Source organism: Maritalea mediterranea, from assembly GCF_021568695.1.
Taxonomy (GTDB): domain Bacteria; phylum Pseudomonadota; class Alphaproteobacteria; order Rhizobiales; family Devosiaceae; genus Maritalea; species Maritalea mediterranea.
The window spans coordinates 375,293-399,163 of the sequence record NZ_JAKGTI010000001.1; the positions used below are offsets into that span (position 1 = coordinate 375,293).

The following is a 23,871-nucleotide window of genomic DNA, read 5'->3' on the forward strand; positions in this document are numbered from 1 at the left end:
TGGGCGATAGACCAAGGCGACACGCGCCAATTTGAGCGCTTGACCTTTTGCGCCGGGGCCGCAAAAACTGCTCCATGCAGTTTTTTCAGCGCGCGATAAAATCTTTGTCCCACTCTTTTCGTGCCCAGGTGGTTGCTCTGGCCGCTGGGGTTGCCATTTTTATCGCCGGTATGCTCGCCATCGGCATTCCTTTAATTGAAGCGCGGGCGCTCAAAGAAGTAGAACGCGAAATCAATCAGGTTTTTGCCTTACAGCAAGAAGCGATCAACGGCCTTTTTGATAAATATCGGTTGCTCACCGGTATCGTCGCCCGTGAACCGGATGTGGCTTTTTTGTTTACAGCCCGTGAAGCCGGTGTCGGTCAGATTCGCACTCAGCAATTGCTCAACAAGTTGTCAGGGCTTTCTGGCGCGGCCAATATTCAATTGGCAGACCGTCAAGGCAAGGTGTTTGCCCAATTCCAGTCTGAGCAATTTGCGCCAAAAACCATCGCGCCGGATTTACAGCAGGCAGCGATGGAGGGCCGCTTGGGGCGCAAAACCATCCGTTTCAGTGACGACCAAATTGCCTATGTTTTTTCCTCCCGCGTCCAACGCCTCGGAGAAACCTTGGGCACGGTCACCGTCTATGTTGATTTGCAAACATTGGGCACCGCGTGGGCCCTGATCAATGAACCGGTTTTCGTCACGAAGCCCAACGGCACATTGGTGGTGGGTAACCAGCTCACCAATATTTTGCAGCCAGCGATGATCAAAACCTACCCTGCCGAGTTGACCCACTTTGTGCTGCATCGCGGCAACGCCAGTTCCACACCCTATCTGGCACGATCGGTCTATCTGCCGCTTTATGATTGGCACCTCAATGTGCTGGAACGCTACGACCCGGTAGCCAATGCCCGCAATCAGTTTTTGCTGATTGTGGTGTTGGGCGGCGCGGTGCTGGGCGGCATGCTGTTTTTGCTGATTCAGCGATGGCACATTATTCGCCAGCGTTATGAGCAGGAGCGGGATACGGCGCGCGAGCTGGAACGACGGGTGATGGCCCGCACCGAGGAGCTTAAGCGCGAATATGATGAGCGCATTCAGGCCGAGGCCGCATTGCGGCAGGCCCAGCTTGATCTCACCCAATCAGCCAAGCTTGCCTCGATCGGCCAAATGTCGGCCGCTCTTTCGCATGAATATAACCAGCCCATCGCCGCCATCCGCGCCTATGCCGATAATGCCCGCGCCTTTCTGGACCGGGGGCGTGGCGAAAAGGCGGATGAAAATCTCGAGCGCATCACCCATATGACCGATCGAATGGCCAAGCTCTCCAAAACCTTGAAAAGCTTTGCTCGCAAACCCGGCACCCAATTGCGCACCGTAGAAGTCGGTCCGCTGATGCAGGAAGCCATCATTCTGGTGGACCCACATGCCAAAGCCAAACGGGTTGAGCTTGATTTCACCCTGCCGTTGGAAAATATCACTGTGAATGGCGGCAGCCTGCGTCTGTCGCAGGTGTTGGTCAATCTCCTGTCCAACGCCATTGATGCAGCGGCAGGGACCGAGAGAAACCTGGTGTTTTTGGGCGTCGATTATGACGAGAAGGAAGTGATCTTGCGGGTGGAAGACAGCGGCCCCGGCGTTAATGAAGAAGATCGGCGCAGCATTTTCGACCCCTTTGTGTCACAAAAAGATGTCAGCGAAGGGCTGGGGTTGGGCCTCTCGATCGCCTACAATATTGTGCATGATTTTGGTGGCGAAATTGATGTGGGCGCCAGCAAGCTGGGCGGCGCAGCCTTTTATGTCAAACTGCCCCGGCATCAGGAAAAACCCAACGAGGTGCAGCAATGAGTATATCCCCGACACCGCAGATTTTCCTGATTGATGATGATCACGATCTGCGCCATGCGCTGGAACAATCGCTGGAGTTGGATGGATTCGAAGTGTCTAGCTACAGCCGCGCTGCTGAGGCGTTGCCGCAAATCCATTTTCAGCTGTTCGGGATAGTCGTGTGCGATGTGCGGATGCCGGAAATGTCCGGCCCGGATTTTTTGAAAAAAGTCATCGATATTGATCCCGCCTTGCCGGTCATTTTCATCACCGGCCATGGCGATGTCGCCATGGCCGTCTCGGCCATGCGCGACGGTGCCTATGATTTTATCGAAAAGCCATTCCCCACCAGTCAATTATCACTGGTGATCAACCGCGCAGTGGAAAAACGACGCCTCGTCCTGGAAAACCGTGTGCTGCGCGAAGAGATCGAAAGCGAAGATTTGCAGGATGAGACCCTGATTGGGCGCTCGCCTCATATGGTGCAAATCCGCCAGCAGGTGAAAATGCTGGGCGATGCCGACATCGACGTGATGGTCAATGGCGAAACCGGCGCGGGCAAGGATATGGTCGCCCGGGCGTTGCATGAGCATTCTGCGCGCAAACATAAACCCTTTGTCGCCGTCAATTGCGGCGCACTGCCAGGGGAAATCATCGAAAGCGAATTGTTTGGTCATGAAGCGGGGGCCTTTACCGGGGCCAGCCAGAAACGCATTGGCAAAATCGAATATGCCAATGGCGGCACCTTGTTTCTTGACGAAATTGAAAGCATGCCGCTCGATTTGCAAGTGAAGCTGTTGCGGGTGGTGGAAACCCGCAGCGTCGAACGGCTGGGTTCGAACAAGTCCATTCCGCTCGATATTCGCATTGTTGCGGCATCCAAGGTTGATCTGGCCGAGGCCAGCGCGGCGGGTGAATTTCGTCAGGACCTCTATTTCCGCCTTAATGTGGCCAGCATCAATTTGCTGCCGCTACGTGAGCGAACAGAAGATACTCTAATGCTCTTTTACCGGCTGGCGCGGCAGGCGCGGGCACGGTTCCGCAAAGAAATCCCTGAATTGACGCCTGACCTTGTCGCGGCACTTCACGCCCATGATTGGCCGGGCAATGTGCGTGAATTGCGCAATTGTGCCGATCGCTTCGTGTTGGGCATGGGGTTGGGGCTTGGCGAAGAGGCCGCACCTGTGGAAACCAACGCTAGTTTTCAACTCAGCGATCAGATGGCGCGGTTTGAAAAATCGGTCATCGCTCAGGAAATCGCCCGGCATAATGGGGCGTTGAAGCCCACTTATGAGGCGTTGGGCATCTCCCGCAAGACTCTCTATGATAAAATGAAGAAATATGGCCTTGATGCGGAAAATGCCGCTACGGATGTGTAGGTTTCTACACATTGCCTGATTTTGATGGGTAGAACCTGATACAATTTGCGGGCCGTAGGTCGTGTGCGGAAATGATAAGCTGCTGAAAACTATATATTCTCCGCCAAAAGCCGCGGTTTGGCACGCCACTTGCTATGAAAAGGGCGAGCGGTCGGAGGGCCGTTTGGTACCAATCCTTGGGAGGAATATATGTTTAAGAAATTCGCCGCTGGCGCCATCGTCAGCGCTGCTTTGCTCGCCACACCCGCATTTGCGGCGTGTGATTCTGGTGAAATGGTCATCAAATTCAGTCACGTGACTGCTGAAACCGGCCACCCGAAAGGGGAAGCTGCCGCTGCTATTGCCAAGCGCATCAATGAAGAAATGGACGGCACCGCCTGCATGGAAGTGTTTGCCAACTCAACATTGTTCGACGATAACAAAGTGATGGAAGCCCTGTTGCTCGGCGATGTGCAAGTGGCCGCACCTTCGCTTTCAAAATTTGAAAGCTTCACCAAAAAATATCGCGTCTTTGATCTGCCGTTCCTGTTCCCCAACATGGATGCGGTGAACAATTTCACGCAAGGCCCAGTGGGCAAAGACTTGCTGAACGCCATCAACGATAAGGGCTATGTCGGCCTGGGCTATATCTATAACGGCTTGAAGCACTTCTCTGCTGATCGCCCATTGATCAAGCCATCTGATGCCGAAGGCCTCAAATTCCGGGTACAAACATCTGATGTGGCTGTGGCGATGATTGAAGCCATGGGCGCCTCTGCGCAAAAGTTGGCCTTCTCTGAAGTGTATGGCGCGTTGCAGACCGGCGTTGTGGATGGTCAGGAAAACACCTGGTCCAATATCTATTCAAAGAAATTCTTTGAAGTACAAGATGGTGTGACCGTGACCAACCACCAATTGCTGACCTATCTGGCGATCACTTCAAAAGAGTGGCTCGACAGCCTGGATCCTGAAGTGCGCGACCAATTCCTCACTATCTTCAATGAAGAAGTGGTGGCCGCCAACGCCAAAGCCACAGCGCTTAACGAACAAGCCCGCGAAAACATCGTCGCCGCTGGTGGCGTGGTGCGTGAACTGACCCCTGAACAGCGTCAGGTATGGGTCGATACCATGCGCCCGGTTTGGGACCAGTTTAAAGATGATATCGGTCAGGATGTGATCGACGCTGCGGTTGCCGCTGGCGAATAAACAACACTTATGAGAGAGGGCGGTTGCGCCCTTTCTCTTTTTGGGGCGGATCGATTTCGATCATCTTGTGGGGAGGTAAGATATGGCCGCAACTGGTCTCTATATCTTTATGGCTGTGCTGATCGCACTGCTGTTTCTGGCAGAACGGCGTTGGCCCGAGGCGGTAACGCGGCTGGAAGAAAATGTGCTGGCCACGCTGCTGGCGTTGATCACCATCATTTCATTTGTGCAGGTCATCATGCGCTATGGCTTTAACGCCAGCTTTGGCGGCGCCCTGGAGCTAACCCGCATTCTATTTGCCTGGCTTATTCTTTTTGGCATGTCCTATGGGGTCAAAATGGGCACCCATCTGGGCGTTGATGCCTTTATCCGCATGCTGCCCGCAAAAGCCATGCGTGCCGTTGCGGTGTTGGGCGCCGGGGCCACGCTTTTATACGCGGTCATGTTGATCTCCGTCGATTGGATGCAGATCTTCGGCGCCAGCTCAAATGGCGGCGCGGTGGTTTACTGGTCCAAAATGTACCAACTGCAATTGGGGTTGGAAGATTTGAAATATCCAGCCTGGTTTTCGGAACCCTTGGGGCTCGAAGAACGCGTCAAGCGCTGGATGGCCTACCTGATTCTGCCTGTGGGGCTGGCCTTGCTCGCCTTCCGCGCCCTGCAAGCGATGGTTGAGATTGCCCGCGGTGACCGCGAACTGATCATCGCCGGTCACGAGGCTGAAGATCTGGTGGCTGAAAATAAAAATGTATTGAAAGGGGAGGACGCATAATGGCGGCTGCAATTCTTTTCGCCCTGGTCCTTGGCCTCTTATTTCTGGGTGTGCCCGTGGCCATTTCGCTGGGGCTCTCCTCCATCATCGTGATCGCCTTTCTGTCACACGATTCCATGTCTTCTGTGGCGCTGCAATTGTTCAACGCGTCACAACACTACACCTTGCTGGCCATTCCCTTCTTCATTCTCGCGGCCAGCTTTATGTCCACAGGCGGCGTGGCCAAGCGCATTATCCGCTTTGCCATTGCCACCGTGGGTCACTTTCGCGGCGGCCTGGCCATGGCGTCGGTTTTGGCCTGTATGATGTTTGCCGCTCTCTCCGGCTCTTCCCCGGCCACTGTGGTGGCCATCGGCACCATTGCCATCGCGGGCATGATGCAGGTGGGTTATTCGAAAGAATTCGCCGCCGGCATCATCGCCAATGCGGGCACGCTGGGCATTTTGATCCCGCCTTCCATCGTGATGGTGGTTTATGCCGCCGCAACCGATGTGTCGGTGGGCCGCATGTTCCTTGCCGGGGTGATCCCCGGTCTGGTGGCGGGCGGCATGCTGATGATCACCATTTACATTGTGGCACGCATTAAAAACCTGCCCGCCGAGCCTTGGCGCGGCTTTGGCGAAATTTTGCAAGGCGGCAAGCAGGCCGGTTGGGGACTGTTTCTGATTGTCATCATTATTGGCGGTATTTATGGTGGCGTCTTCACACCAACCGAAGCCGCGGCGGTGGCGGCCGTATATGCCTTCTTGATCGCCATTTTCGTCTATCGCGATATGGGGCCGCTACAAGGCATTCCCTGGGTGCCAGAAGATGCACCCACCAAGACCCGAATCGGCTTTTCCGCCACCGTCTATGGCCTCTCCCTGTTCGGGCTGTGGATGACCCTCTCCTTCTTCGCCTTTGGCGAGAGCGAAACGGTTAGCCTGGCGGCACGGTTCTGGAGCGGCTTGATCGCCGGAATTGCGGCCATGGTTGCCTACACCGTCTGGCGCGATCCGGAATCCAGCCTGGCGCGGGTGCCTGGCCATTTGGTGGCGGGCTTGCCCATCTGGGGTCGCAATTTGGGGCTGATCACCAAACGGTTCCCCGGCGCGATGTTCCATGAGGACACCCGCAAAGTGATGGTGGATGCGTCCAAAACCACCTTGATGCTGATGTTTATCATTGTAAACGCCCTGCTGTTTGCCCATGTGCTCACCTCCGAACGTATTCCGCAGGCCATCACAAGCCTGATGTTGGATGCGGGCTTTAACTGGTTCACCTTCCTGATTGCGGTCAATATTCTGCTGCTCATTGGCGGTCAGTTTATGGAGCCGTCCGGCCTGTTGTTGATCGTGGCGCCGGTGGTGTTCCCCATCGCCATCGAGCTGGGGGTCGATCCGATCCATCTCGGCATCATCATGGTGGTGAATATGGAAATCGGCATGATCACCCCGCCCATTGGCCTCAACCTGTTTGTGACCTCAGGGATAACGGGGATGAGCCTTTTGAAGGTGGTGAAGGCCGCCGCGCCCTTTGTGGTCGTGTTGTTGGTCTTTCTGGTGCTGGTCACCTATGTGCCGCAACTTTCCATCTCGCTGCCTTACGCGTTGATGGGACCAGAAGTGGTCACGCGATAAACCGATCCCGCCGGTCCGTGGGGACCGGCGGATATTCTAAATGAGTTTAATGGCTTCGCCCAACAAGAGGCCGGCACAGATCACTGTGCCAGAAAGCCCCCACCATCGCCATTTACGCAACAGGGTAGGCGTTTCAGTTCGTCCGCCAAGGCGCCAGAGTGAAAAGTTCACCAGACTGAACACGAACAGGATGATTGCGCTGGTAGCCTGCGCCAGATGCACCAGCGGAAAGCTGAGCGCCAGCAAAATGGTCAGCCCGGCCACAAACCAGGTAGCATAAAGCGGGGTTTGCCGCTTGGGGTCGAGCACACCAAAAAATCCTGGCACCAGCTTTTCTTGCGCCATGCCATAAAGCATGCGCGAGGCCATCACCACTTGCACCAGAATGCCATTGACCATCGCAATGGCGGCAATCAGGGCGATCAATGCGCCATCCCGGCCCGAGACGGCAGTGTATAAGTCTGCCAAGGGGGCGCGACTGGCCGCCAGTGTGTGCTGCTCAATACTGGTCACAGCGACCAGCGCCACCAGCATATAAACAATGATCGTCAGCACCAACGTGACCAATATAGCGCGCGGCACATTCTTTTCAGGATCTTTGGTTTCTTCTGCCATGTTCACAATGTCTTCAAAGCCGATAAAGGCGAAAAAGGCGATCATGGCGGCAGAGGTGATGGCGATCAAATCGGCATTCTCCGCCAGCGGGTTGAGACTTTGCACTACCGCATTCATGTCCATCAGGTTGGCGGCGCCCAAACTCCCGATTACAATCAATGCGCCAATCTCCAAAAGCGTGATCGCGGCGGCAAACAACACGCTTTCCCGCACCCCGAACCAAGCAATCCCCGCCAGTGTCAGGATCACGATACTGGTGATCAGGGGCGTTGGCAGGTGGAGCAATTGTTGAAAATAGCCCGCAAAGGCCAGTGCCACCACGGCGCTGGAAATAATGGCGGTTGCTGTGACCCCTAGGCCAACCACACGGCCCCAGAACGGCCCCATACCGATATTGACGTAAACAGCTTCGCCCCCGGCGCGCGGATAGATCGACGACAATTTGGCATAGCTTACGCCGGTCACCCCGGCAATAATTCCAGCCAGCAGAAAGGCCAGGGGCGCTTGATGGCCCGCCAGGCCCACCAATTCGCCAATCAGGGCAAAGATGCCTGCCCCGATCGTAACGCCCACGCCGTAAAAAATCAGCATGGGTAAAGAGATGGTGCGGTTCAGTTTAACTTGTGCATGGTCCGGTGTGCGCATCAATCTGCCTCCATTGATGCGCTGAAGATAGCCGAGATATGGCAACAGCAAATTGATCTAGATTAGGTCCACGCATTTTCGGTGCGACTATGTCTCCCTCTCCTTGATGGGGAGGGGCTAAGGGTGGGGTGTGCCAAATGCATCCAAACTCAATCAAGTCCCACAAAATGTGCGCAGCACCCGCTCTTCAGTGGTCGGTGGTGCGGTAAACGATTCGTATTCCGGCTGGTCATCAAACGGGCGTTTATAGATATCATTGAGCTGGTGAAACAGGCTTAAATCCCCATTGGTCGCCTCTTCAATCATGCGTTCCATCAAATGATTGCGGGGGATAAAGCGCGGATTGGCAGTGCGCATCATCTCGTGTCGATCAGCTAAAGAGGCGTCCTCATTGTCATGGGCGGCCGCCCATTTGCCCAGCCAATCGCGCCAACCGGCCCCTTCGAATTGCTGTGCATTGACTTCGATCTCCGCCGAATCAAGCGCCACAAGCGCCCGGAAGAGATTGGTGAAATCGAGATTGTGCTCTTTGAGCAAGTCCAAAAATTCAAAGGCAACTGCAACATTGTCTTTGGTGAAGGTGAGGCCGATTTTGGCGCACAATCCCTGCTGAAAGGCTGTATCATAGAGCGGCGCAAACTCATTGATCGCGTCCTGCGCCAATTGCACCGCCGCATCTTCATTCTCGTGCAAAATAGGCAGGAAGCACTGCGCCAGTACGCCGAGATTCCAGCGGGCGATCCGCGGCTGATTCTGATAGGCATAGCGGCCAAACTCATCAATGGAGCTGAACACGGTTTCCGGGTGATAATGGTCCATAAAAGCGCACGGACCATAGTCGATGGTCTCGCCCGACACGGCCATATTGTCTGTGTTCATTACCCCGTGAATAAAGCCGATCAATTGCCATTTGGCGATCAGCTTGGCCTGGCGTTCAATAATCGCTTCCAGCAGCTTGGTATATTTGTGGTCCACCTCGGCCAATTCAGGATAATGCCGTTCGATCACGAAATCGGCCAATTGCCGGATTTCGTCATAAAGGCCGCGGGCCATAAAATATTGAAAGGTGCCCACACGGACAAAGCTCGACCCCACGCGGGTCAACACAGCGCCCGGCAAGCCTGTTTCGCGCTGCACCCGTTCGCCAGTGGAAATCGCGGCCAGGGCGCGCGTGGTCGGCACCCCCAATTGGTGCATGGCTTCGCTCACCACATATTCGCGCAGCACCGGGCCAAGCGCCGCGCGGCCATCGCCATTGCGGGAAAAGGGCGTGGGGCCGGAGCCTTTGAGCTGAAGATCATAAACCTGTCCGTTTTTGGCAGTCACATCACCCAGAATATGGGCACGGCCATCCCCCAATTGGGGCACCCAATTGCCAAACTGATGCCCGGCATAGGCCATGGCCACTGGCTGTGTGCCAGACGCTACCTTGTTGCCCGCCAAAATGGCCAATCCCTCGTCGGTGCGCCAGAAGTCGTTGTCCAACCCAAGTATTTTTGCAAGTTCGGAGTTGAAGCCAATCCAGGCTGGCGCGTCGACGGGCGTGGGGGCTACCGGCGCATAAAACCGGTCGGGCAGGGCAGCGAAGCTTTGGCCCAAAGGGGCAGTGGGGATATCCATAAAAACCGTTCAACAAAGATTTGAAATTTCATGCAATATCGCGCACTTTTGTGGCGATTATTTGCGTTTCGTTCGAGGCGCAATCCTAACAGCTTAATCAAAGGATGGCCAATTGTGGCACAAGAGCAATTTGCGCAAGACGGACCCAGAGTGGCAATTATCGGCGCCGGCATTGTTGGGGTGACCACCGCCCTGCGGCTGAAAGAATTAGGGGCCTATCCCATTATCCTTGATGCTGCGGAGGATGCTGCCACGGCCACCAGCGCCCAGAACGCGGCGCAATTGAGTTACACCTCCGTGGATTCGGTTGCCTCACCGGATTTGTTGTCGCTAATACCATCCATTCTGATGGGCCAGTCCCCCAGCGCCAAGCTCAGTCCGCTTTGGGTGAAGGATTATTTCAGCTGGGCGCTCAAATTTCTAACCCAGGCTAAGGCCAGCCAGTTTGAGAAAAACAGTCTTGCCAATCTGGAATTGAGCATGGCCTCCAAGGCCGTTTTTGCCGAGTGGCTGGAGAAATATGAGTTTGAGTTCGACTATCGCGCTTCGGGCAAACTGACCGTGCTGGGCCCCAAAGCCAATCTGACCGCAGCCCAGCTCTGGGCCGACAAGAAAAAGAAGCTCGGGGCCGAGATTGAGGTGTTGGACCATGAAGGGGCGGTGCGCAAAGAGCCGACCTTTATCCAGTTTCAGGGGCGCTGCAAGGGCGGGATCTATAGCCCGGGTGACTCGGTAGGCGACGCGCGCAAATTTGCCCGTGAAGCCCTGCGCCATCTGGTGGAAACCGGCACCGGCAAATTCCTGCCCAACCATCGCGTGCTCGATGTGGTGATGGACCAGCAGGAGATGCGCCACCTGATCACCGATCAGGGACGGGTGGAAGCAGATGCTTTTGTGATTTGCGCCGGGCTGCAATCGGTTGATCTGTGTGCACGTCTCGGCAAAAAACTACCGCTGGCCCCGATGGCAGGCTACAGCCTGTCGCTGCCCATGGGCAAGGCGGTGCCCGATGTGGCGATCACCGATAGCGAGAACAAAGCAGTGGTGACCCGTCTGGGCGACCGCATCCGCTACGCGGGCTATGCCGATTTTGTGCCGGCCCAGCGCGGCATTTCCGCCAAACGACTCAACACGTTCAAAGCGCGCCTGTTTGAACGCTTCCCGCTGGTGGCACTAGATGAGGGTGATTTGTCCCCCTGGATGGGCTTTCGTCCACTAACACCGGACAGCCAGCCGGTGATCGGCCGCCTGACTCAAAAAAATGGCTATATCAATACTGGCCACGGCATGTTTGGTTGGATTTTGAGCGCGGGCAGCGCAGATCGGGTTGCCCGACAAATCATTAGGGAAGTCAAATAAAAAGGCGCTGCAAAAGCAGCACCTTTTTCAAGTTCATGCAAGGGTAAACGCTTAAGCCGCGTCCACGCCCAAACGCTTTTTGATGGCGTCAATGCTCGCCCGCGGCGTCGCCGCCAACAAGGTTTTGGTATAGTTGTGTTGCGGGTTGTTGAAGATTTCATCCCGCGTATTCTGCTCAACAATTTCACCAAAATACATCACCATCACCCGATCAGCGATATATTTCACCACCGACAAATCGTGGGAAATAAAGATGTAGGAGAGATTGAACTCGTCCTGCAAATCCTTCAACAGATTGAGGATTTGCGCCTGCACCGACAGATCGAGCGCCGAGACCGGCTCGTCCAGCACCAGAATGTCCGGCCGCATCATCAAGGCGCGTGCAATCGCAATCCGCTGGCGTTGGCCGCCAGAGAACATGTGCGGATAACGGCCGTAATGCACCGCGTCCAAGCCCACCTTGAGCAACATTGCCATCGCCAGTTCGCGCCGCTCCTTGGCGGGCATATTGGTGTTGATGATCAAGGGTTCCTCAAGAATCTCGCCAATCTTTTGTCGAGGATTGAGCGAACCATAAGGATTTTGGAACACAATCTGCACATGCTGCCGCATGGCGCTGGTGGGTGGGTTTTCCCGGATGTCGATTTTCTGGCCATCGATCTCCAACTCACCCGCAGTTTGGGCATCAATCAGCGTCAAAATCCGCGCCAGGGTAGACTTGCCGCACCCCGACTCCCCCACAAGGGCCAGGGTTTCCCCCTTTTTCAGCTCAAAGCTGACGCCCTTGAGCGCATGCACCACATCGCTTTTCTTGAACATGGTCGCTTTGGTGACATAGTCGCGATAAATGTCCGTGGCTTTAATCACCGTTTCACTCATTGACTTGCCCCCTCTTTAGAAAAGCTGTCCGCAAAGTCGGACACCGTTGGCAGGCGATCACCTACTGCGCGCTCCGGCAGGGCAGACAAAAGTGCTTTGGTATAGGCATTTTGCGGGTTTTCAAACAGATCAAGCACATTGGCCTCTTCCATCTGCTGACCCTTATATTGCACCACAACCCGGTGCGCCGTTTCCGCCACAACACCCATATCATGGGTGATCATGATCAGCGCCATATTGGTTTTGGCTTGAATATCCAGCAACAGATCCAAGATCTGTTTTTGGATGGTCACGTCAAGCGCGGTAGTGGGCTCATCGGCAATCAACAATTTGGGGTTACATGAAATCGCCATGGCAATCATCACCCGCTGACATTGGCCGCCCGACAATTGGTGCGGGAAGCTTTTCAGCTTTTTGTGTGGTTCAGGTATGCCCACCAACTCAAACAATTCAAGCGCGCGTGCCGCGCGCTCTTTCTTGTTGAGCTTGGTATGCGCCCGCAGCATTTCATGAATTTGGAACCCTACGGTAAAACAAGGGTTCAGGCTGGCAATCGGCTCCTGAAAGATCATGGAAATGTCTTTGCCAATAATATGGCGACGATCCCGATCGCTCAGATTGCGAATGTCCCGGCCCTCAAATTCAATCTTGTCCGCCGTGATGGTGGCCGTGTTGGGCAACAAGCCCATCACCGCCAACATCGACACGGATTTGCCAGACCCACTCTCGCCCACAATGGCCAGAATGTCATTTTGGTCGACTTTGAAGTTCACCCCGTCGACGGCCTTGAAGGGGCCATCAGCGGTATCAAACGTCACTGTCAGATTTTCAATATCGAGTACATTGGTCATGATGATCAGCTCCGCTTGAGTTTCGGGTCAAGCGCATCGCGCAATCCATCGCCCACCAGATTGATGGCCAGAACGGTCACCAAAATGGCAATGCCGGGGAAGGTCACGACCCACCAGGCGCGCAACACAAATTCGCGTGCTTCGGCCAGCATGGTGCCCCATTCCGGGGTTGGCGGTTGGGCGCCCATGCCCAAAAAGCCCAGTGCCGCCGCATCCAGAATAGCGGTGGAGAACGACAAGGTCGCCTGCACGATCAGAGGGGCCACACAGTTGGGCAGAATGGTTTTGAACATCAGCCGCATATGACCGGCACCGGCAACTTTGGCGCTGGTCACATATTCGCGGTTGGATTCAGACATCACCGCCGCCCGTGTCAGCCGCGCAAAGTGAGGCTGCAACACCACCGCAATCGCGATCATGGCGTTCACAAGACCCGGCCCCAAAATCGCCACCAGCACCAAGGCCAGCAGCAGGGACGGGAAGGCCAGAATAATGTCCATCACCCGCATGATCAGCGTGTCGACCCAGCCGCGGAAATAGCCAGCGATCAAGCCAATCAGAATACCGCCGATCAGAGAGATGGTCACCACCACCACACCGATAAACAGCGAGAAGCGGGCGCCATGCATCAGGCGAGACAGAATATCGCGCCCAACAGCATCTGTGCCCAACATGTAGGCCCAACTGCCGCCATCCTGCCACACCGGCGGCACCAAAAAGGCATCCCGGTTTTGCAAGTTCGGGTCATGCGGCGCAATCAGCGGTGCCAAAACAGCCATCAGAATCATAAAGCCGAAGATGCACAGTCCTAGAACAGCACCCTTGTTGGCACTAAAATAGTGCCAGAATTCATTGAGAACCGACCAGCGGGCCTTACGGGCTTCTTCTCTAACGACATCTTGGTCGATATTTTTAAGTGTAGGATCAGTCATTGTCATATCCTCACTGGTGCCTGATGCGTGGATTGATCAGGCCATAAAGCACATCAACCGTGAGGTTGACCACCATGACGATCAAAGCGATCAACACCAACCCACCCTGTACAGAAGGGTAATCGCGTCGCGAAATACTATCCAGCATCCATTTGCCAATACCTGGCCAGGAAAAAATCGTTTCGGTCAAAATGGCACCGCCCAAAAGCACGCCCACTTGCAGGCCAATCGTGGTGATCACGGGGATCATCGCATTGCGCAAAGCGTGAACGCCCACCACTTGCACTTGTTCAAGGCCCTTGGCCCGCGCGGTGCGCACATAGTCTTCGCCCAAAACCTCCAGCATGGCAGAACGGGTTTGCCGTGCGATCACCGCCAGCGGAATGGTTCCCAATACGATGGTGGGCAAAATCAGATGCATCACCGCCGATCTAAAGGCGCCGGCCTGGCCGGACAGCAGACTGTCGATCAGCATAAAACCGGTCACCTGCGGGAAGAAGTAAAGTAGCGAGATCCGCCCGGAAACAGGTGTCCAGCCCAAAACGCCAGAAAAAAGAATGATCAGCAACAGGCCCCACCAGAAAATCGGCATGGAATATCCCGCCAGAGCTGTGCCCATGGTTAGCTGATCAAACCAGGAGCCACGCTTTACGGCAGAAATGATGCCGGCTGGAATACCAACCAGAGTGGCGAAGATAATGGCGCAGGTTGCCAATTCCACAGTGGCCGGAAACAGCGTCATAAACTCGTTCAAAACCGGACGTTTGGTGGCAATTGAGGTGCCAAAATCACCCTGGAATAGCCCGATCACATAAGTGAAATATTGTTCCCAAATCGGTCGGTCAAAGCCAAATTGCACCAGCAATTGTTGGTAGCGTTCAGGCTCCACGCCCCGCTCCCCGGCCAACGCCAGAATAGGATCCCCTGGCAGCACGCGTACAAAGCCAAAGGCGACGATCGTGATGCCGATAAATGTCGGTACAATAAGTACCAATTTGTTGAGCAGAAATTTCAGCATGTTAGTTCAAAAAGAAAGCAGGCGCCACAAAGGGGCGCCTGCAATCAACCTTTTCCTTTAAGCCTTACTCGGCAAGATCAACACCGTCGAACCAGTGACCGCCCAATGGGTCCATCACATAGCCTTCAACCTTTTTGGACATCGGCATAAACACAACTGAGTGTGCAATGGTTGCCCAAGGTGCTTCACGCTTAAACACAACTTGTGCTTCTTCATAAAGCTTGGTGCGCTCTTCCTGATCCGTGATTGTTTTTGCTTTTTGGATCAAAGCTTCGAACTCTTCGTTACACCATTGTGCACGGTTAGAGCCGCCGACGCCGTCACAGCCCAACAGAACTGCAAGGAAGTTGTCTGGATCACCATTGTCACCAGTCCAACCCAGCAACACAGCGCCTTCACGATCTACTTCTTTCGAGCGTGCAAGATATTCACCCCACTCGTAAGAAACGATCTGCACGTCAACACCGATTTTCGCAAAGTCAGCCTGAATAACTTCAGCCATACGACGTGCGTTCGGGTTGTAAGGACGCTGAACAGGCATTGCCCAGATTTCCATAGACAGATCGGTTACGCCTTCTGCTTCAAGCATTTCTTTGGCTTTTTCCGGATCGTATGGATCGTCCTGGATGGCGTCATTGTAAGACCACATGGTCGGCGGAATTGGGTTTTTCGCAGCTTGACCAGCACCCTGGAATACGGCGTCCAAAATGGCTTGCTTGTTGATCGCCATGTTCAGAGCTTTACGCACATTGGTGTTGTCAAACGGTGCAACCTGAGTGTTGTACGCCAAATAACCAACGTTCAAACCTTGCTGTTCCATCATCTTCAGATTTGGATCAGAAGCCAATGATTCAACATCAGCTGGGTTTGGATATGGCGCCACGTGACATTCGCCAGCTTTCAGCTTCTGTGCGCGCACAGCAGCATCAGTTGTAATCGCGAACACAAGGTCATCGATCGGCTGTTTGCCCTGCCAGTAGTCTGGGTGAGCAGCATAGCGGATCACAGCGTCTTTTTGGTAAGCAACAAACTGGAATGGACCAGTGCCGATAGGCTCTTGGTTCAACAATTCCGGTGTGCCTGCTTCTTCAAGTTGCTGCGCATATTCGGCAGAAACGATTGAAGCAAAGTCCATAGCAAGGTTAGCGATCATTGGCGCTTCAGGACGTGTCAACACGAACTTAACGGTATAATCGTCAACTTTAACAATGTCTTTGATCAGGTCAGGCATGGACATACCGTTAAAGTATTCCCATGAGATGCCTGGCACATATTCATACCATGCGTGGTCAGTCAAACGCTGACGGTTGAATGAGAACAACACGTCATCGGCGTTGAAATCACGTGTCGGTGTAAAGAAGGCCGTATTGTGGAACTTTACGCCTTTACGCAGGTTGAACGTGTACTCAAGGCCATCTTCTGAAACTTCCCAGCTTTCGGCCAAGCCTGGCTGAACCTGTGAAGTCCCGCGCTTAAATTCAACCAAACGGTTGTAAAGCGGCTTGGAAGACGCGTCAAAAGTTGTACCAGCTGTATATGGTGCAACGTCAAAACCTTCTGGTGAACCCTCAGAGCAGTAAACTAGTGTTTTTGCGTAAGCGCTACCAGCCATCAGCCCCATCAGGGCTGTTGCTGCCAGCAACTTTCCGAATTTTTTCATGATAATGTTCCCTCCAATATCATTGCACGCAATTAGTGCATGCGGGTGAGAGCAAAGACGGTTTTGCGGAAGGTTGCAACAGCTAATCAAAAAAATTTTGCCAAAATTGTCCGACGAGCATTACTTTTTGTACATTCTTGTCTGAATCTTGATCATGCATTCAAAAATTTAGATTTGATTCGAGCAAATCTTCAAACAATAAGTCTGGATTGGCGTCATATTGTTTAGAAAATTGCAATTCTGTTGCGAGAGATGCCTTTAAAAAGGCCAAGATGCCATCGCGCGCTGTCGCACCGTCTTTAAAGTCATAGTATTTTGATTCGATACGATCGATTAGAGTGCGCTTCATTAGGGTGAATTTTGATGCAGCCTGTGGGCCATTCGAGATGGAAACGGTCTGTTTGCGATAAATATGTAGCGGTTGATCAAGGTGGAAGCACTGTTTTGTGTGGCAAAAGGCTTTTAAAATAAGATCCAGGTCGACCAGACAAGGTTGGTCCACATCATAGGCAATGGGCAGCCGCTTACGGTCATAAATAATCATGCTGTCCATCGAGATATTGGTGCGTTTATAGCGCGCAGCATCGAGCAGGCGAGGGCCGCCTTCCGTACCCACCTGTCGAAGCGGCGTCAGATCAGCATTCACAATTTGCAGGCCCGTGGAGATCAACGGGTAGTCCGCCACCAAAGGGGCAACGATCTTGAGCTTATCGGGTACGAAAAGATCGTCTGCGTCCAAGACCGCTACATGGTCGGAACGCGCCGCGATAACCCCGACATTGCGCGCATTAGACGAACCAGTGGCCACCGCCCCGGTGCTGACAAATCGAATACGCTGGTCCTTTATGCCCGCGCTGGCCAGCAGAGCAGCATAGTCTTCGCCATCATCAATGCTGATCACCAACTCCCAATTGTCATAGGTTTGGTGCACTACACTTTCCACCGCTTCGGCCAATGTTGCACTGCATTTAAAGGCTGGCATTACGATTGAGATAAGCGGTGTGGACATGGCGCGGCCTTTCTGATGCCAATATGCGATTGATTCTGAAAGCATACGCGCCGCAAGGTCAAGCGGATGGCTAATTTCCTAGGGCTCTTGAATTCGTTTCCCGCCACGCCCATATTTATTCCAAGCGTTCATCAGGTGCCTTTTCGGGCTTGATGGGCTTGTTGCTTTAAAAGAACAGATGCGGGCGCGATGATCGGCCTGCAAGCGAAAGGATAATTATGTCCAGAATGTCATTTTTCTCGTCGCCCTTTCTGCTGGGTTTTGATGAAATCGAGCAGCGGCTGGACCGGTTGGCAAAAGCGGCAGACGGATACCCCCCCTATAATATAGAGCGTATTTCCGATGAGGACGGGGCCGAACAGTTCCATATTTCTGTGGCTGTTGCGGGCTTTACCGAAGATGAGTTGGAAATCACGCTGGAAGACAATCAACTCCTCATACGCGGACGTCAGCAGGATGACCCCAACCGCGAGTTCCTGCATCGCGGTATTGCCGCACGACAGTTTCAACGCAGCTTTTTGCTGGCCGACGGCATGAAGGTGAAAGGCGCCGCCCTTAAAGATGGGCTGCTCAACATCACTCTCGTGCGGCCCATTATCGAAAAAGTTGCGCGGCGGATCGAAATTAAAACCGCTGATTAATCTGTTGCGTATATATTAGTGTAAAGCGTTTTGAGGAGGTGTCCTATGACACATTTCGACCATCACAAATGCGATGCGCCATTGAGCGCTGAAGAGTTCCTGGCCTTGGGCGGCGAAGAAATCGTTTATCGCCGGCGTCTGACAGGGAAACAGCTAAAAGCCTTTTTGCCAGAAGCAAAGAACGCGCCTGAAGCTCAAATCTTTGAAGCCCTGTTCAGTGCCGATGGCACCCCGCTCTTGGTGACCGACGATAAAAGGTCACTAACGGACTGGCTGGATGAAGCCGGCATGGATATGGCCTTAAGGCACTAGCCGAACCGAACAAGTAAGGGCAGTTGCCCAAAATAAAAGCACATTCACTGCCCTCCCGGTGAATGTGCTTTTTTTGTTTTAGGGGGCAATCTCTATGCCGCGTTGGTTTCTTCTGCCTCGCGGGTCAAAAACTCATAGATTTCGTCCGCATTTTGCATTTGCCGCAGCCGGTCCATCAGACCGGGTGTGCGGGTCAGTCGTGCAATACGCGACAGCGCTTTCAAATGATCTGCGCCCGACCCTTGCGGGGCCAATAGCACAAAAGCCAGGTCTACTGGCTTATCATCCACAGCATCAAACTCGATACCATGCTCGAGGCGAACCAAAATGCAGTGCACCTTGTCCAGGCCCTTAAGCTTGCCATGTGGAATGGCAATCCCGTCGCCCAGACCGGTGGAGCCCAATTGCTCGCGCTCTTTTAGCGTTTGAAATATCTGGTGGGCATCAATGCCCACCACATCACTGGCCTGCTCTGCAGCAAGCTGCAATAGCTGGCGTTTGCACGTGACTTTCGCGCAAGGCAAAATAGCCTTGCTCGCCAGAATCTGTGCGATTTCCATTTATGCGCCTTTCATTGTGATCAACGAAGGGGACAAGCGCTTACTTGTTCTCCAGGGCCGGATCTACCCAGCCAACATTCCCGTCAGCGCGACGGTAAACCACATTAACGCCGCCATGTCCAGCATGTCGGAACACAATTACGTCACTTTGGGCCAAATCCAACTCCATAACGGCCTCGCCAACGCTCATTGTGTGAAGATTATCAGTGGTTTCCGCGATAATGGCGGGGTTGAAATCCTCTGCGACCTCTTCCTCTTTTTCGGGGGACGCCAAAATGTATGATTGCGCTTTAAACTTGTCGGTTTGCGCATTGCGGCGGTGATTCTTTAGCTTGCGTTTATAACGGCGCAGCCGTTTTTCAATATGTCCGGCGGCATCTTCAAACGCTGAAATAGCGTCGCCAGCGTCAGCCCCGGCCTGCAAAACAACGCCCGTATCCAGGTGCACGACAACGTCCGCGTTGAAGCGGTTGCCTTCATGTTCAAGGGTGAGATGACCATCATAACCGCCATCAAAATATTTGGTGATCGCGGACTCCAAATGGTCATGCGCTTTGGTGCGAAGTGCATCGCCAACATCCATATTCTTTCCAGAAACACGTAGGCTCATATATATACCCCTTTCTCTATTGCTTATATAAGGGCGTTTTCGCCGAGGTGAATTGACCTCTGTCAATTGAGACCTGTTGTTATTTTAACGCCGCTTCGCACTGGGATGCAATCACCCCAGACACAGATTATCGCCCCCTGAGCCCTTCCAAATGATGAAGAAACGCACTAATATTCGCGCCAACCTTGGAAGAATCGCGCCTGCGATCTGGTCTGTCTTGTGGCCACCATGCCGGGGCTTTTCTGCTTTAAAGGCATGCAAATCCAAAAGGCTCTCACCTCCACTTATAGATGTGGCGCAGGCCGATATTGTTCAAGAGGGCGCGTGTCATCGAAGCGGTTAACAAGCTGGACACGGCGCGCATAATCAGCATTTTTTGCGTAATACACCCCAATTACGCCATCGCTGGGTTGTGGTGACTTCGAAATTTTGTTGAAGATAAGGCCCTTAAACGCTTGCCAAAGACAGAGGCCTATGCCCACGGACATGGATAAACTGCAAACAGTGTTGGACGGTGCTATTGATTTGGCCCGTGCAAGCGAAGAGCGCGGCCAGGTGGCCCACTATATTCCGGAATTGGCCGAAGCCGACCCGAAAAAGGCGGGCATCGCCATCACGCTGGAAAATGGTGAGACCATTGGCGCGGGGGATTGGCAGCAACCCAACACCATTCAATCTATTTCCAAAACCTTTACGCTTGCGCTTTGCCTTGGCACGATGGGGGATAATTTATGGACGCGCGTGGGGCGCGAGCCATCCGGCTCGTCCTTTGATTCTATTTTGCAGCTCGAGCATGAAAATGGCATTCCCCGCAATCCGTTCGTCAATGCCGGTGCAATCGTTGTGACCGATGCCATTTTGGCCACCTATCAGCCCAAAGAGGCGCTGGGCGAGATTGTGCGCTTTGTGCAGGGGCTGGCTGGAGACGACCAAATCTATATAGATGGCAAAGTCGCGCAATCTGAAAAGGCAACTGGCCACCGAAACCGGGCCCTGGCCCATTATCTGGCCTCGTGCGGCAACCTGCAAAATCCGGTTGAGCACACGTTGGGGGTCTATTACAACCAATGCGCGCTCACCATGGATTGCGCACAGCTTTCGCGGGCCGGGCGTTTTCTTGCTTTTGCGGGCACTTTGGGGCCAAACCGTCAGCAAATGGTCTCCAAAAAGCGCGCGCGGCGTATCGCCGCCATTATGCTGACCTGCGGCCATTACGATGGCTCGGGCGATTTTGCCTATCGGGTGGGCTTGCCCGCTAAATCTGGCGTCAGCGGCATGATCATGGCCGCCGTGCCGGGAATTGCCTCAATTGCCGTCTGGTCGCCAGGGCTGGATCGCGCAGGCAACTCCTATATCGGCACCAAAATGCTGGAATATGTCACCAATAAAATGGACTGGACGGTTTTTTCCTAGCGCACCAATTCGCGCTTTTGCCGCCGCCGCATAACTGATGAAGCGATGCCCATCGCCTCCCGATATTTCGCCACGGTGCGCCGCGCCACATTCATGCTCTGCTCTTTATTCAAAATCGCCGCGATCTTGTCATCCGACAGAATTTTTTTGGGGTCTTCCGCGTCAATCAATTGCTTGATGCGATATTTTACCGATTCTGCCGAGTGGTCCGCGTCGCCGCTGGCCGAATGAATGGCGGAGGTAAAGAAATATTTCAGCTCAAACAGCCCGCGCGGGGTGCTGACATATTTATTGCTGGTCACCCGCGAAATGGTGCTTTCGTGCATCTCGACTTCTTCGGCCACCATTTTCAACGTCATCGGCCGCAAATGTGACACGCCATGATGCAAAAAGCCATCCTGCTGCCGGGCAATTTCCTTGGTCACTTTCAAAATGGTCTGTGCCCGCTGGTCGAGGCTTTTGGTCAGCCAGTTGGCGGTTTGCAGACATTCGCTCAAATAGGTTTTGTCTTCGCCCTTTTTGGCATTGGCGCTGACGCTGGCCAGATAGGTGCGATTGATCAGCACTTTGGGCAACACATCCTGATTGAGCTCGATCAGCCATTCTTTATTGTTGCCCTGGCGAATATAGACATCGGGCACAATCGCTTGCACATTGCCCCCCTCAAAGGCACGGCCCGGGCGTGGGTCAAGGCGGCGAATATCGTCAATCATATCACCCAGATCTTCAGCATCTGCCCCGATCAGCTTTTGCAATTCGGTGATTTTGTGCGCGGCAAGCAAGTCGAGATTATCCAGCAGCGCCTGCATCATCGGGTCCAACCGATCCTGCTCGCGCAATTGAATGGCCAGACATTCCGAAAGGTCGCGGGCAAATATGCCGAGTGGATCGCACCCCTGAATCGCTTCCAGCACCGCCTCTACATGGCCAAGTTCGGTGCCCAACTGGTCAGCAATCTGGTCCAGTGGCGCATCCACATAGCCCATTTCGTTGAGATTTTCGATCAAAGCGCTGGCAATCAGCATGTCGCCGGGATGTTTGAGAATGAGCGAGATTTGTTCGATCAGATGATCGTTCAACGTCTTGCTGCCGGCGGCGAACTGCTCAAAATCCGCGCCCTCCTGGCTGCCGCTCGTATGTTTGCCTTCCGGCCAAGCCAGAGATTGCGACAGACTGTCCTGTCCCACCTGTTCGGGGTAAAGATTGGCCGCGTCCGTATCCATTTCCGCTGCCACCGATACGGCACTGTCCAGATGTTCGCCGCGGCTCGACACATCAACAGCCCGGTCATCCGCACGCGGCGCCGTCTCTTCATCGCCGCCGCTGGCATCGTCACGCCCATCCTCCCGCTCCAACAGCGGATTTCGCAGCATTTCCTCTTCCACAAATTGTGATAATTCGGTGTGCGAGAGCTGCAACAGCTTGATCGATTGCATCAGCTGCGGGGTGAGCGCAAGCGTCTGCGATTGTCTAATGTCCAATCTTGGGCCAATGGCCATATCGATCAATGCTCCTTAAGGTAAATCAACCAGCAACTGCCTGCCAAATTGCCATAGGTGTCGACATATATTCAAGCCGATCTATACAAAAATCGTGCCAATATCCACGCGTGCTTAAGTTCTTGGCGCGAATTGGCGGAATCGAGCTCGGATTTCCACGAACCGGACCCGATCAGTGATGTCAAATATGATTTTCAACAGCCTTGCTCAGCAATTGCCGAAGTCGCTGGCCGCGGTGGGGATTTACAGATTCAACCCAATCGATTTTCCCCATCAAAGATTTTCTGAAAGACGGGTCGAGCAAGCGTCTATCGCCAGGTTTGCCACAGGCATGAATTATTGCCTTCAATTTGTCGAATGATCTTCGATCAATATTCAAGTGTTCATTCACCAATACCCCAGTCACAGTTTGTCGCGAAGCTCTCGGCATCACGCGAGTTTTGGCACGATTCAGCGAAAAGCCTTCATCTTGTGCAATCACAGGCAAAAAATATTGGAGGGGCCGGGCAATATGTTTGTCGCCCGAAAAGGTCAGATCGTCGGCATATCTGCTATATTGAGCCCCCAAACACTTCGCCAAGGCGTTCAATCTCTTGTCCAGCCCAAAGCAGATTTGATTTGCGAGTGCAGGTGATGTTGGGGCGCCTTGTGGCAAATGGCGTTTATTGTAGATCGAGCGCTCCTCAAGCGGAAAGCGCTCTAGAATTCGCCTAGGCGTTAAAGATGTGCATAAAGATGTGAGAACCCGCGCCACCGCGTCGGGATATCCAAGGCACCTGAAAAGTCCAAAAACCCGCCCCGCGCCAATTGAAGGAAAAAAATTTTTCAAATCGAAGCAGAGCACAACTTTCTCACCAACATGTCTGTTCGCTGCTTTAAGGCAATTTCTTCCCTTCACAAATCCAAAGGCTGCGTCATGAGGTGGTACAATGCCGATAATATTCTTCAAAATTGCTCTTTGAATGGATTTCAGATTCTCTTTTGGGGCCTCAATCACCCTAATGCCGCCCCCATTCTTATTTTTGAAAATATAATGATAATGATTGATCGACGCTTCGCCATGTTCTTCATGGCGATTTTGCTCATCTGCTAAATAATCAAGTCGTCTTTCTGAAATGGAGAGCCAATCGGCGACACTGGCAGTTGTGGGAAGCTGTGGAATGTCCAAGCCTTCAAAGGCGGGCGTCGGACACATAGTGGGTGATGACAGGTTCAAGGCCGGCCACTTGCCTTGCTTGCGACAGAATTGATAGGTCGATTCCAGCCTTATTGCCCGGCGCAGAACAATTTCAATAGCGCTCACGGAAGGTGTGAATATTGTGGGCAATCCGATATGAAGCTCGTTGGCGATCTCCGTCGTATATTTATGTGCACCCTTGGGCAGATTGCGCCGGAGGCAAGCTGAGATTTGGTCGAGGGACCAAGGACATAAGCTCAAGTGGACTGCAAGATTATGCGAGAACAGTCTTTTATCCATGTGGG

The 23,871-nt window shown here is 53.6% G+C and carries 21 protein-coding genes; 9 read left to right on the forward strand and 12 right to left on the reverse strand.

Features of this window, described 5'->3' with window-relative positions:
* The first annotated feature begins 104 nt into the window (after positions 1-104).
* From L1I42_RS01815 to L1I42_RS01835, 5 genes are all read left to right on the forward strand, one after another.
* Positions 105-1,832: a sensor histidine kinase gene (locus L1I42_RS01815; RefSeq protein WP_236112793.1), complete on the forward strand. Its 1,728-nt coding sequence runs from the start codon at positions 105-107 to the stop codon at positions 1,830-1,832.
* Complete coding sequence (locus tag L1I42_RS01820; protein WP_236112794.1) at positions 1,829-3,190, forward strand: sigma-54-dependent transcriptional regulator; 1,362 nt, start codon at positions 1,829-1,831, stop codon at positions 3,188-3,190. The genes L1I42_RS01815 and L1I42_RS01820 overlap by 4 nt, the downstream gene beginning before the upstream one ends.
* A gap of 189 nt (positions 3,191-3,379) precedes the next feature.
* Complete coding sequence (locus L1I42_RS01825; RefSeq protein WP_236112795.1) at positions 3,380-4,375, forward strand: DctP family TRAP transporter solute-binding subunit; 996 nt, start codon at positions 3,380-3,382, stop codon at positions 4,373-4,375.
* An 82-nt stretch (positions 4,376-4,457) separates the two neighbouring features.
* Positions 4,458-5,147: a TRAP transporter small permease gene (locus tag L1I42_RS01830; protein ID WP_236112796.1), complete on the forward strand. Its 690-nt coding sequence runs from the start codon at positions 4,458-4,460 to the stop codon at positions 5,145-5,147.
* Positions 5,147-6,766, forward strand: coding sequence for a TRAP transporter large permease (locus tag L1I42_RS01835; RefSeq protein ID WP_236112797.1), 1,620 nt, complete (start codon positions 5,147-5,149; stop codon positions 6,764-6,766). Before L1I42_RS01830 ends, L1I42_RS01835 begins: the two co-directional genes overlap by 1 nt.
* A gap of 36 nt (positions 6,767-6,802) precedes the next feature.
* On the opposite strand, the gene L1I42_RS01840 is transcribed toward L1I42_RS01835, so the two are convergent.
* The gene (locus L1I42_RS01840) at positions 6,803-8,026 is read right to left on the reverse strand and encodes an APC family permease (RefSeq protein ID WP_236112798.1); all 1,224 of its coding nucleotides are present in this window, start codon (positions 8,024-8,026) and stop codon (positions 6,803-6,805) included.
* A 153-nt stretch (positions 8,027-8,179) separates the two neighbouring features.
* Positions 8,180-9,646, reverse strand: a complete 1,467-nt coding sequence (locus L1I42_RS01845; protein ID WP_236112799.1) for a protein adenylyltransferase SelO — start codon at positions 9,644-9,646, stop codon at positions 8,180-8,182.
* 114 nt (positions 9,647-9,760) lie between these two features.
* Here L1I42_RS01845 and L1I42_RS01850 point away from each other — a divergent pair, with 114 nt between their 5' ends.
* Complete coding sequence (locus tag L1I42_RS01850) at positions 9,761-11,005, forward strand: FAD-dependent oxidoreductase (RefSeq protein WP_236112800.1); 1,245 nt, start codon at positions 9,761-9,763, stop codon at positions 11,003-11,005.
* Between the two features lie 51 nt (positions 11,006-11,056).
* On the opposite strand, the gene L1I42_RS01855 is transcribed toward L1I42_RS01850, so the two are convergent.
* The 6 genes from L1I42_RS01855 to L1I42_RS01880 all read right to left on the reverse strand — a co-directional run bounded on the left by L1I42_RS01855 (position 11,057) and on the right by L1I42_RS01880 (position 17,354).
* Positions 11,057-11,884: a dipeptide ABC transporter ATP-binding protein gene (locus tag L1I42_RS01855; RefSeq protein WP_236112801.1), complete on the reverse strand. Its 828-nt coding sequence runs from the start codon at positions 11,882-11,884 to the stop codon at positions 11,057-11,059.
* Positions 11,881-12,735 carry an ABC transporter ATP-binding protein gene (locus L1I42_RS01860; protein WP_236112802.1) on the reverse strand — a complete coding sequence of 285 codons (855 nt, stop codon included), beginning with the start codon at positions 12,733-12,735 and terminating at the stop codon, positions 11,881-11,883. Before L1I42_RS01860 ends, L1I42_RS01855 begins: the two co-directional genes overlap by 4 nt.
* Before the next feature lie 5 nt (positions 12,736-12,740).
* Positions 12,741-13,667 (reverse strand): ABC transporter permease subunit, encoded by a 927-nt coding sequence (locus L1I42_RS01865; protein ID WP_236112803.1) that lies wholly within the window; start codon positions 13,665-13,667, stop codon positions 12,741-12,743.
* A gap of 10 nt (positions 13,668-13,677) precedes the next feature.
* Positions 13,678-14,685 carry an ABC transporter permease subunit gene (locus L1I42_RS01870; protein WP_236112804.1) on the reverse strand — a complete coding sequence of 336 codons (1,008 nt, stop codon included), beginning with the start codon at positions 14,683-14,685 and terminating at the stop codon, positions 13,678-13,680.
* A 64-nt stretch (positions 14,686-14,749) separates the two neighbouring features.
* A complete protein-coding gene (locus L1I42_RS01875; protein ID WP_236112805.1) occupies positions 14,750-16,345 on the reverse strand; it encodes an ABC transporter substrate-binding protein in 1,596 nt (531 codons plus the stop codon).
* A 160-nt stretch (positions 16,346-16,505) separates the two neighbouring features.
* Positions 16,506-17,354 (reverse strand): glycosyltransferase family 2 protein, encoded by an 849-nt coding sequence (locus L1I42_RS01880; RefSeq protein WP_236112806.1) that lies wholly within the window; start codon positions 17,352-17,354, stop codon positions 16,506-16,508.
* Positions 17,355-17,572: 218 nt separating this feature from the next.
* On the opposite strand from L1I42_RS01880, the gene L1I42_RS01885 reads away from it, so the two are divergent.
* On the forward strand, positions 17,573-17,995 hold the full coding sequence (locus L1I42_RS01885; RefSeq protein ID WP_236112807.1) for an Hsp20 family protein: 423 nt from the start codon (positions 17,573-17,575) through the stop codon (positions 17,993-17,995).
* Between the two features lie 45 nt (positions 17,996-18,040).
* Positions 18,041-18,307 carry a DUF1150 family protein gene (locus tag L1I42_RS01890; protein WP_236112808.1) on the forward strand — a complete coding sequence of 89 codons (267 nt, stop codon included), beginning with the start codon at positions 18,041-18,043 and terminating at the stop codon, positions 18,305-18,307.
* Positions 18,308-18,399: 92 nt separating this feature from the next.
* On the opposite strand, the gene L1I42_RS01895 is transcribed toward L1I42_RS01890, so the two are convergent.
* Together L1I42_RS01895 and hpf are read right to left on the reverse strand one after the other, a co-directional pair.
* The gene (locus L1I42_RS01895; RefSeq protein WP_236112809.1) at positions 18,400-18,867 is read right to left on the reverse strand and encodes a PTS sugar transporter subunit IIA; all 468 of its coding nucleotides are present in this window, start codon (positions 18,865-18,867) and stop codon (positions 18,400-18,402) included.
* A 40-nt stretch (positions 18,868-18,907) separates the two neighbouring features.
* Complete coding sequence (gene hpf, locus L1I42_RS01900; protein WP_236112810.1) at positions 18,908-19,477, reverse strand: ribosome hibernation-promoting factor, HPF/YfiA family; 570 nt, start codon at positions 19,475-19,477, stop codon at positions 18,908-18,910.
* A 486-nt stretch (positions 19,478-19,963) separates the two neighbouring features.
* Between hpf and L1I42_RS01905 the strand changes: the two genes are divergently transcribed.
* Positions 19,964-20,890: a glutaminase gene (locus tag L1I42_RS01905; protein WP_236112811.1), complete on the forward strand. Its 927-nt coding sequence runs from the start codon at positions 19,964-19,966 to the stop codon at positions 20,888-20,890.
* Here L1I42_RS01905 and rpoN read toward each other — a convergent pair.
* A complete protein-coding gene (gene rpoN / locus L1I42_RS01910; RefSeq protein WP_236112812.1) occupies positions 20,887-22,389 on the reverse strand; it encodes an RNA polymerase factor sigma-54 in 1,503 nt (500 codons plus the stop codon). The two genes, L1I42_RS01905 and rpoN, sit on opposite strands and share 4 nt — an antisense overlap.
* A 181-nt stretch (positions 22,390-22,570) precedes the next feature.
* Positions 22,571-23,866, reverse strand: a complete 1,296-nt coding sequence (locus L1I42_RS01915; protein WP_236112813.1) for a reverse transcriptase family protein — start codon at positions 23,864-23,866, stop codon at positions 22,571-22,573.
* Between the last annotated feature and the right edge of the window lie 5 nt (positions 23,867-23,871).

What these genes read in the sequence shown, in the direction of transcription:
- L1I42_RS01820 (WP_236112794.1), top strand. Translation starts at nt 1,829, where the DNA reads ATGAGTATATCCCCGACACCGCAGATTTTCCTGATTGATGATGATCAC.
- L1I42_RS01825 (WP_236112795.1), top strand. Translation starts at nt 3,380, where the DNA reads ATGTTTAAGAAATTCGCCGCTGGCGCCATCGTCAGCGCTGCTTTGCTC.
- L1I42_RS01830 (WP_236112796.1), top strand. Translation starts at nt 4,458, where the DNA reads ATGGCCGCAACTGGTCTCTATATCTTTATGGCTGTGCTGATCGCACTG.
- L1I42_RS01835 (WP_236112797.1), top strand. Translation starts at nt 5,147, where the DNA reads ATGGCGGCTGCAATTCTTTTCGCCCTGGTCCTTGGCCTCTTATTTCTG.
- L1I42_RS01840 (WP_236112798.1), bottom strand. Translation starts at nt 8,026, where the DNA reads ATGCGCACACCGGACCATGCACAAGTTAAACTGAACCGCACCATCTCT.
- L1I42_RS01845 (WP_236112799.1), bottom strand. Translation starts at nt 9,646, where the DNA reads ATGGATATCCCCACTGCCCCTTTGGGCCAAAGCTTCGCTGCCCTGCCC.
- L1I42_RS01855 (WP_236112801.1), bottom strand. Translation starts at nt 11,884, where the DNA reads ATGAGTGAAACGGTGATTAAAGCCACGGACATTTATCGCGACTATGTC.
- L1I42_RS01860 (WP_236112802.1), bottom strand. Translation starts at nt 12,735, where the DNA reads ATGACCAATGTACTCGATATTGAAAATCTGACAGTGACGTTTGATACC.
- L1I42_RS01865 (WP_236112803.1), bottom strand. Translation starts at nt 13,667, where the DNA reads ATGACTGATCCTACACTTAAAAATATCGACCAAGATGTCGTTAGAGAA.
- L1I42_RS01870 (WP_236112804.1), bottom strand. Translation starts at nt 14,685, where the DNA reads ATGCTGAAATTTCTGCTCAACAAATTGGTACTTATTGTACCGACATTT.
- L1I42_RS01875 (WP_236112805.1), bottom strand. Translation starts at nt 16,345, where the DNA reads ATGAAAAAATTCGGAAAGTTGCTGGCAGCAACAGCCCTGATGGGGCTG.
- L1I42_RS01880 (WP_236112806.1), bottom strand. Translation starts at nt 17,354, where the DNA reads ATGTCCACACCGCTTATCTCAATCGTAATGCCAGCCTTTAAATGCAGT.
- L1I42_RS01885 (WP_236112807.1), top strand. Translation starts at nt 17,573, where the DNA reads ATGTCCAGAATGTCATTTTTCTCGTCGCCCTTTCTGCTGGGTTTTGAT.
- L1I42_RS01890 (WP_236112808.1), top strand. Translation starts at nt 18,041, where the DNA reads ATGACACATTTCGACCATCACAAATGCGATGCGCCATTGAGCGCTGAA.
- L1I42_RS01895 (WP_236112809.1), bottom strand. Translation starts at nt 18,867, where the DNA reads ATGGAAATCGCACAGATTCTGGCGAGCAAGGCTATTTTGCCTTGCGCG.
- hpf (WP_236112810.1), bottom strand. Translation starts at nt 19,477, where the DNA reads ATGAGCCTACGTGTTTCTGGAAAGAATATGGATGTTGGCGATGCACTT.
- L1I42_RS01905 (WP_236112811.1), top strand. Translation starts at nt 19,964, where the DNA reads ATGGATAAACTGCAAACAGTGTTGGACGGTGCTATTGATTTGGCCCGT.
- rpoN (WP_236112812.1), bottom strand. Translation starts at nt 22,389, where the DNA reads ATGGCCATTGGCCCAAGATTGGACATTAGACAATCGCAGACGCTTGCG.
- L1I42_RS01915 (WP_236112813.1), bottom strand. Translation starts at nt 23,866, where the DNA reads ATGGATAAAAGACTGTTCTCGCATAATCTTGCAGTCCACTTGAGCTTA.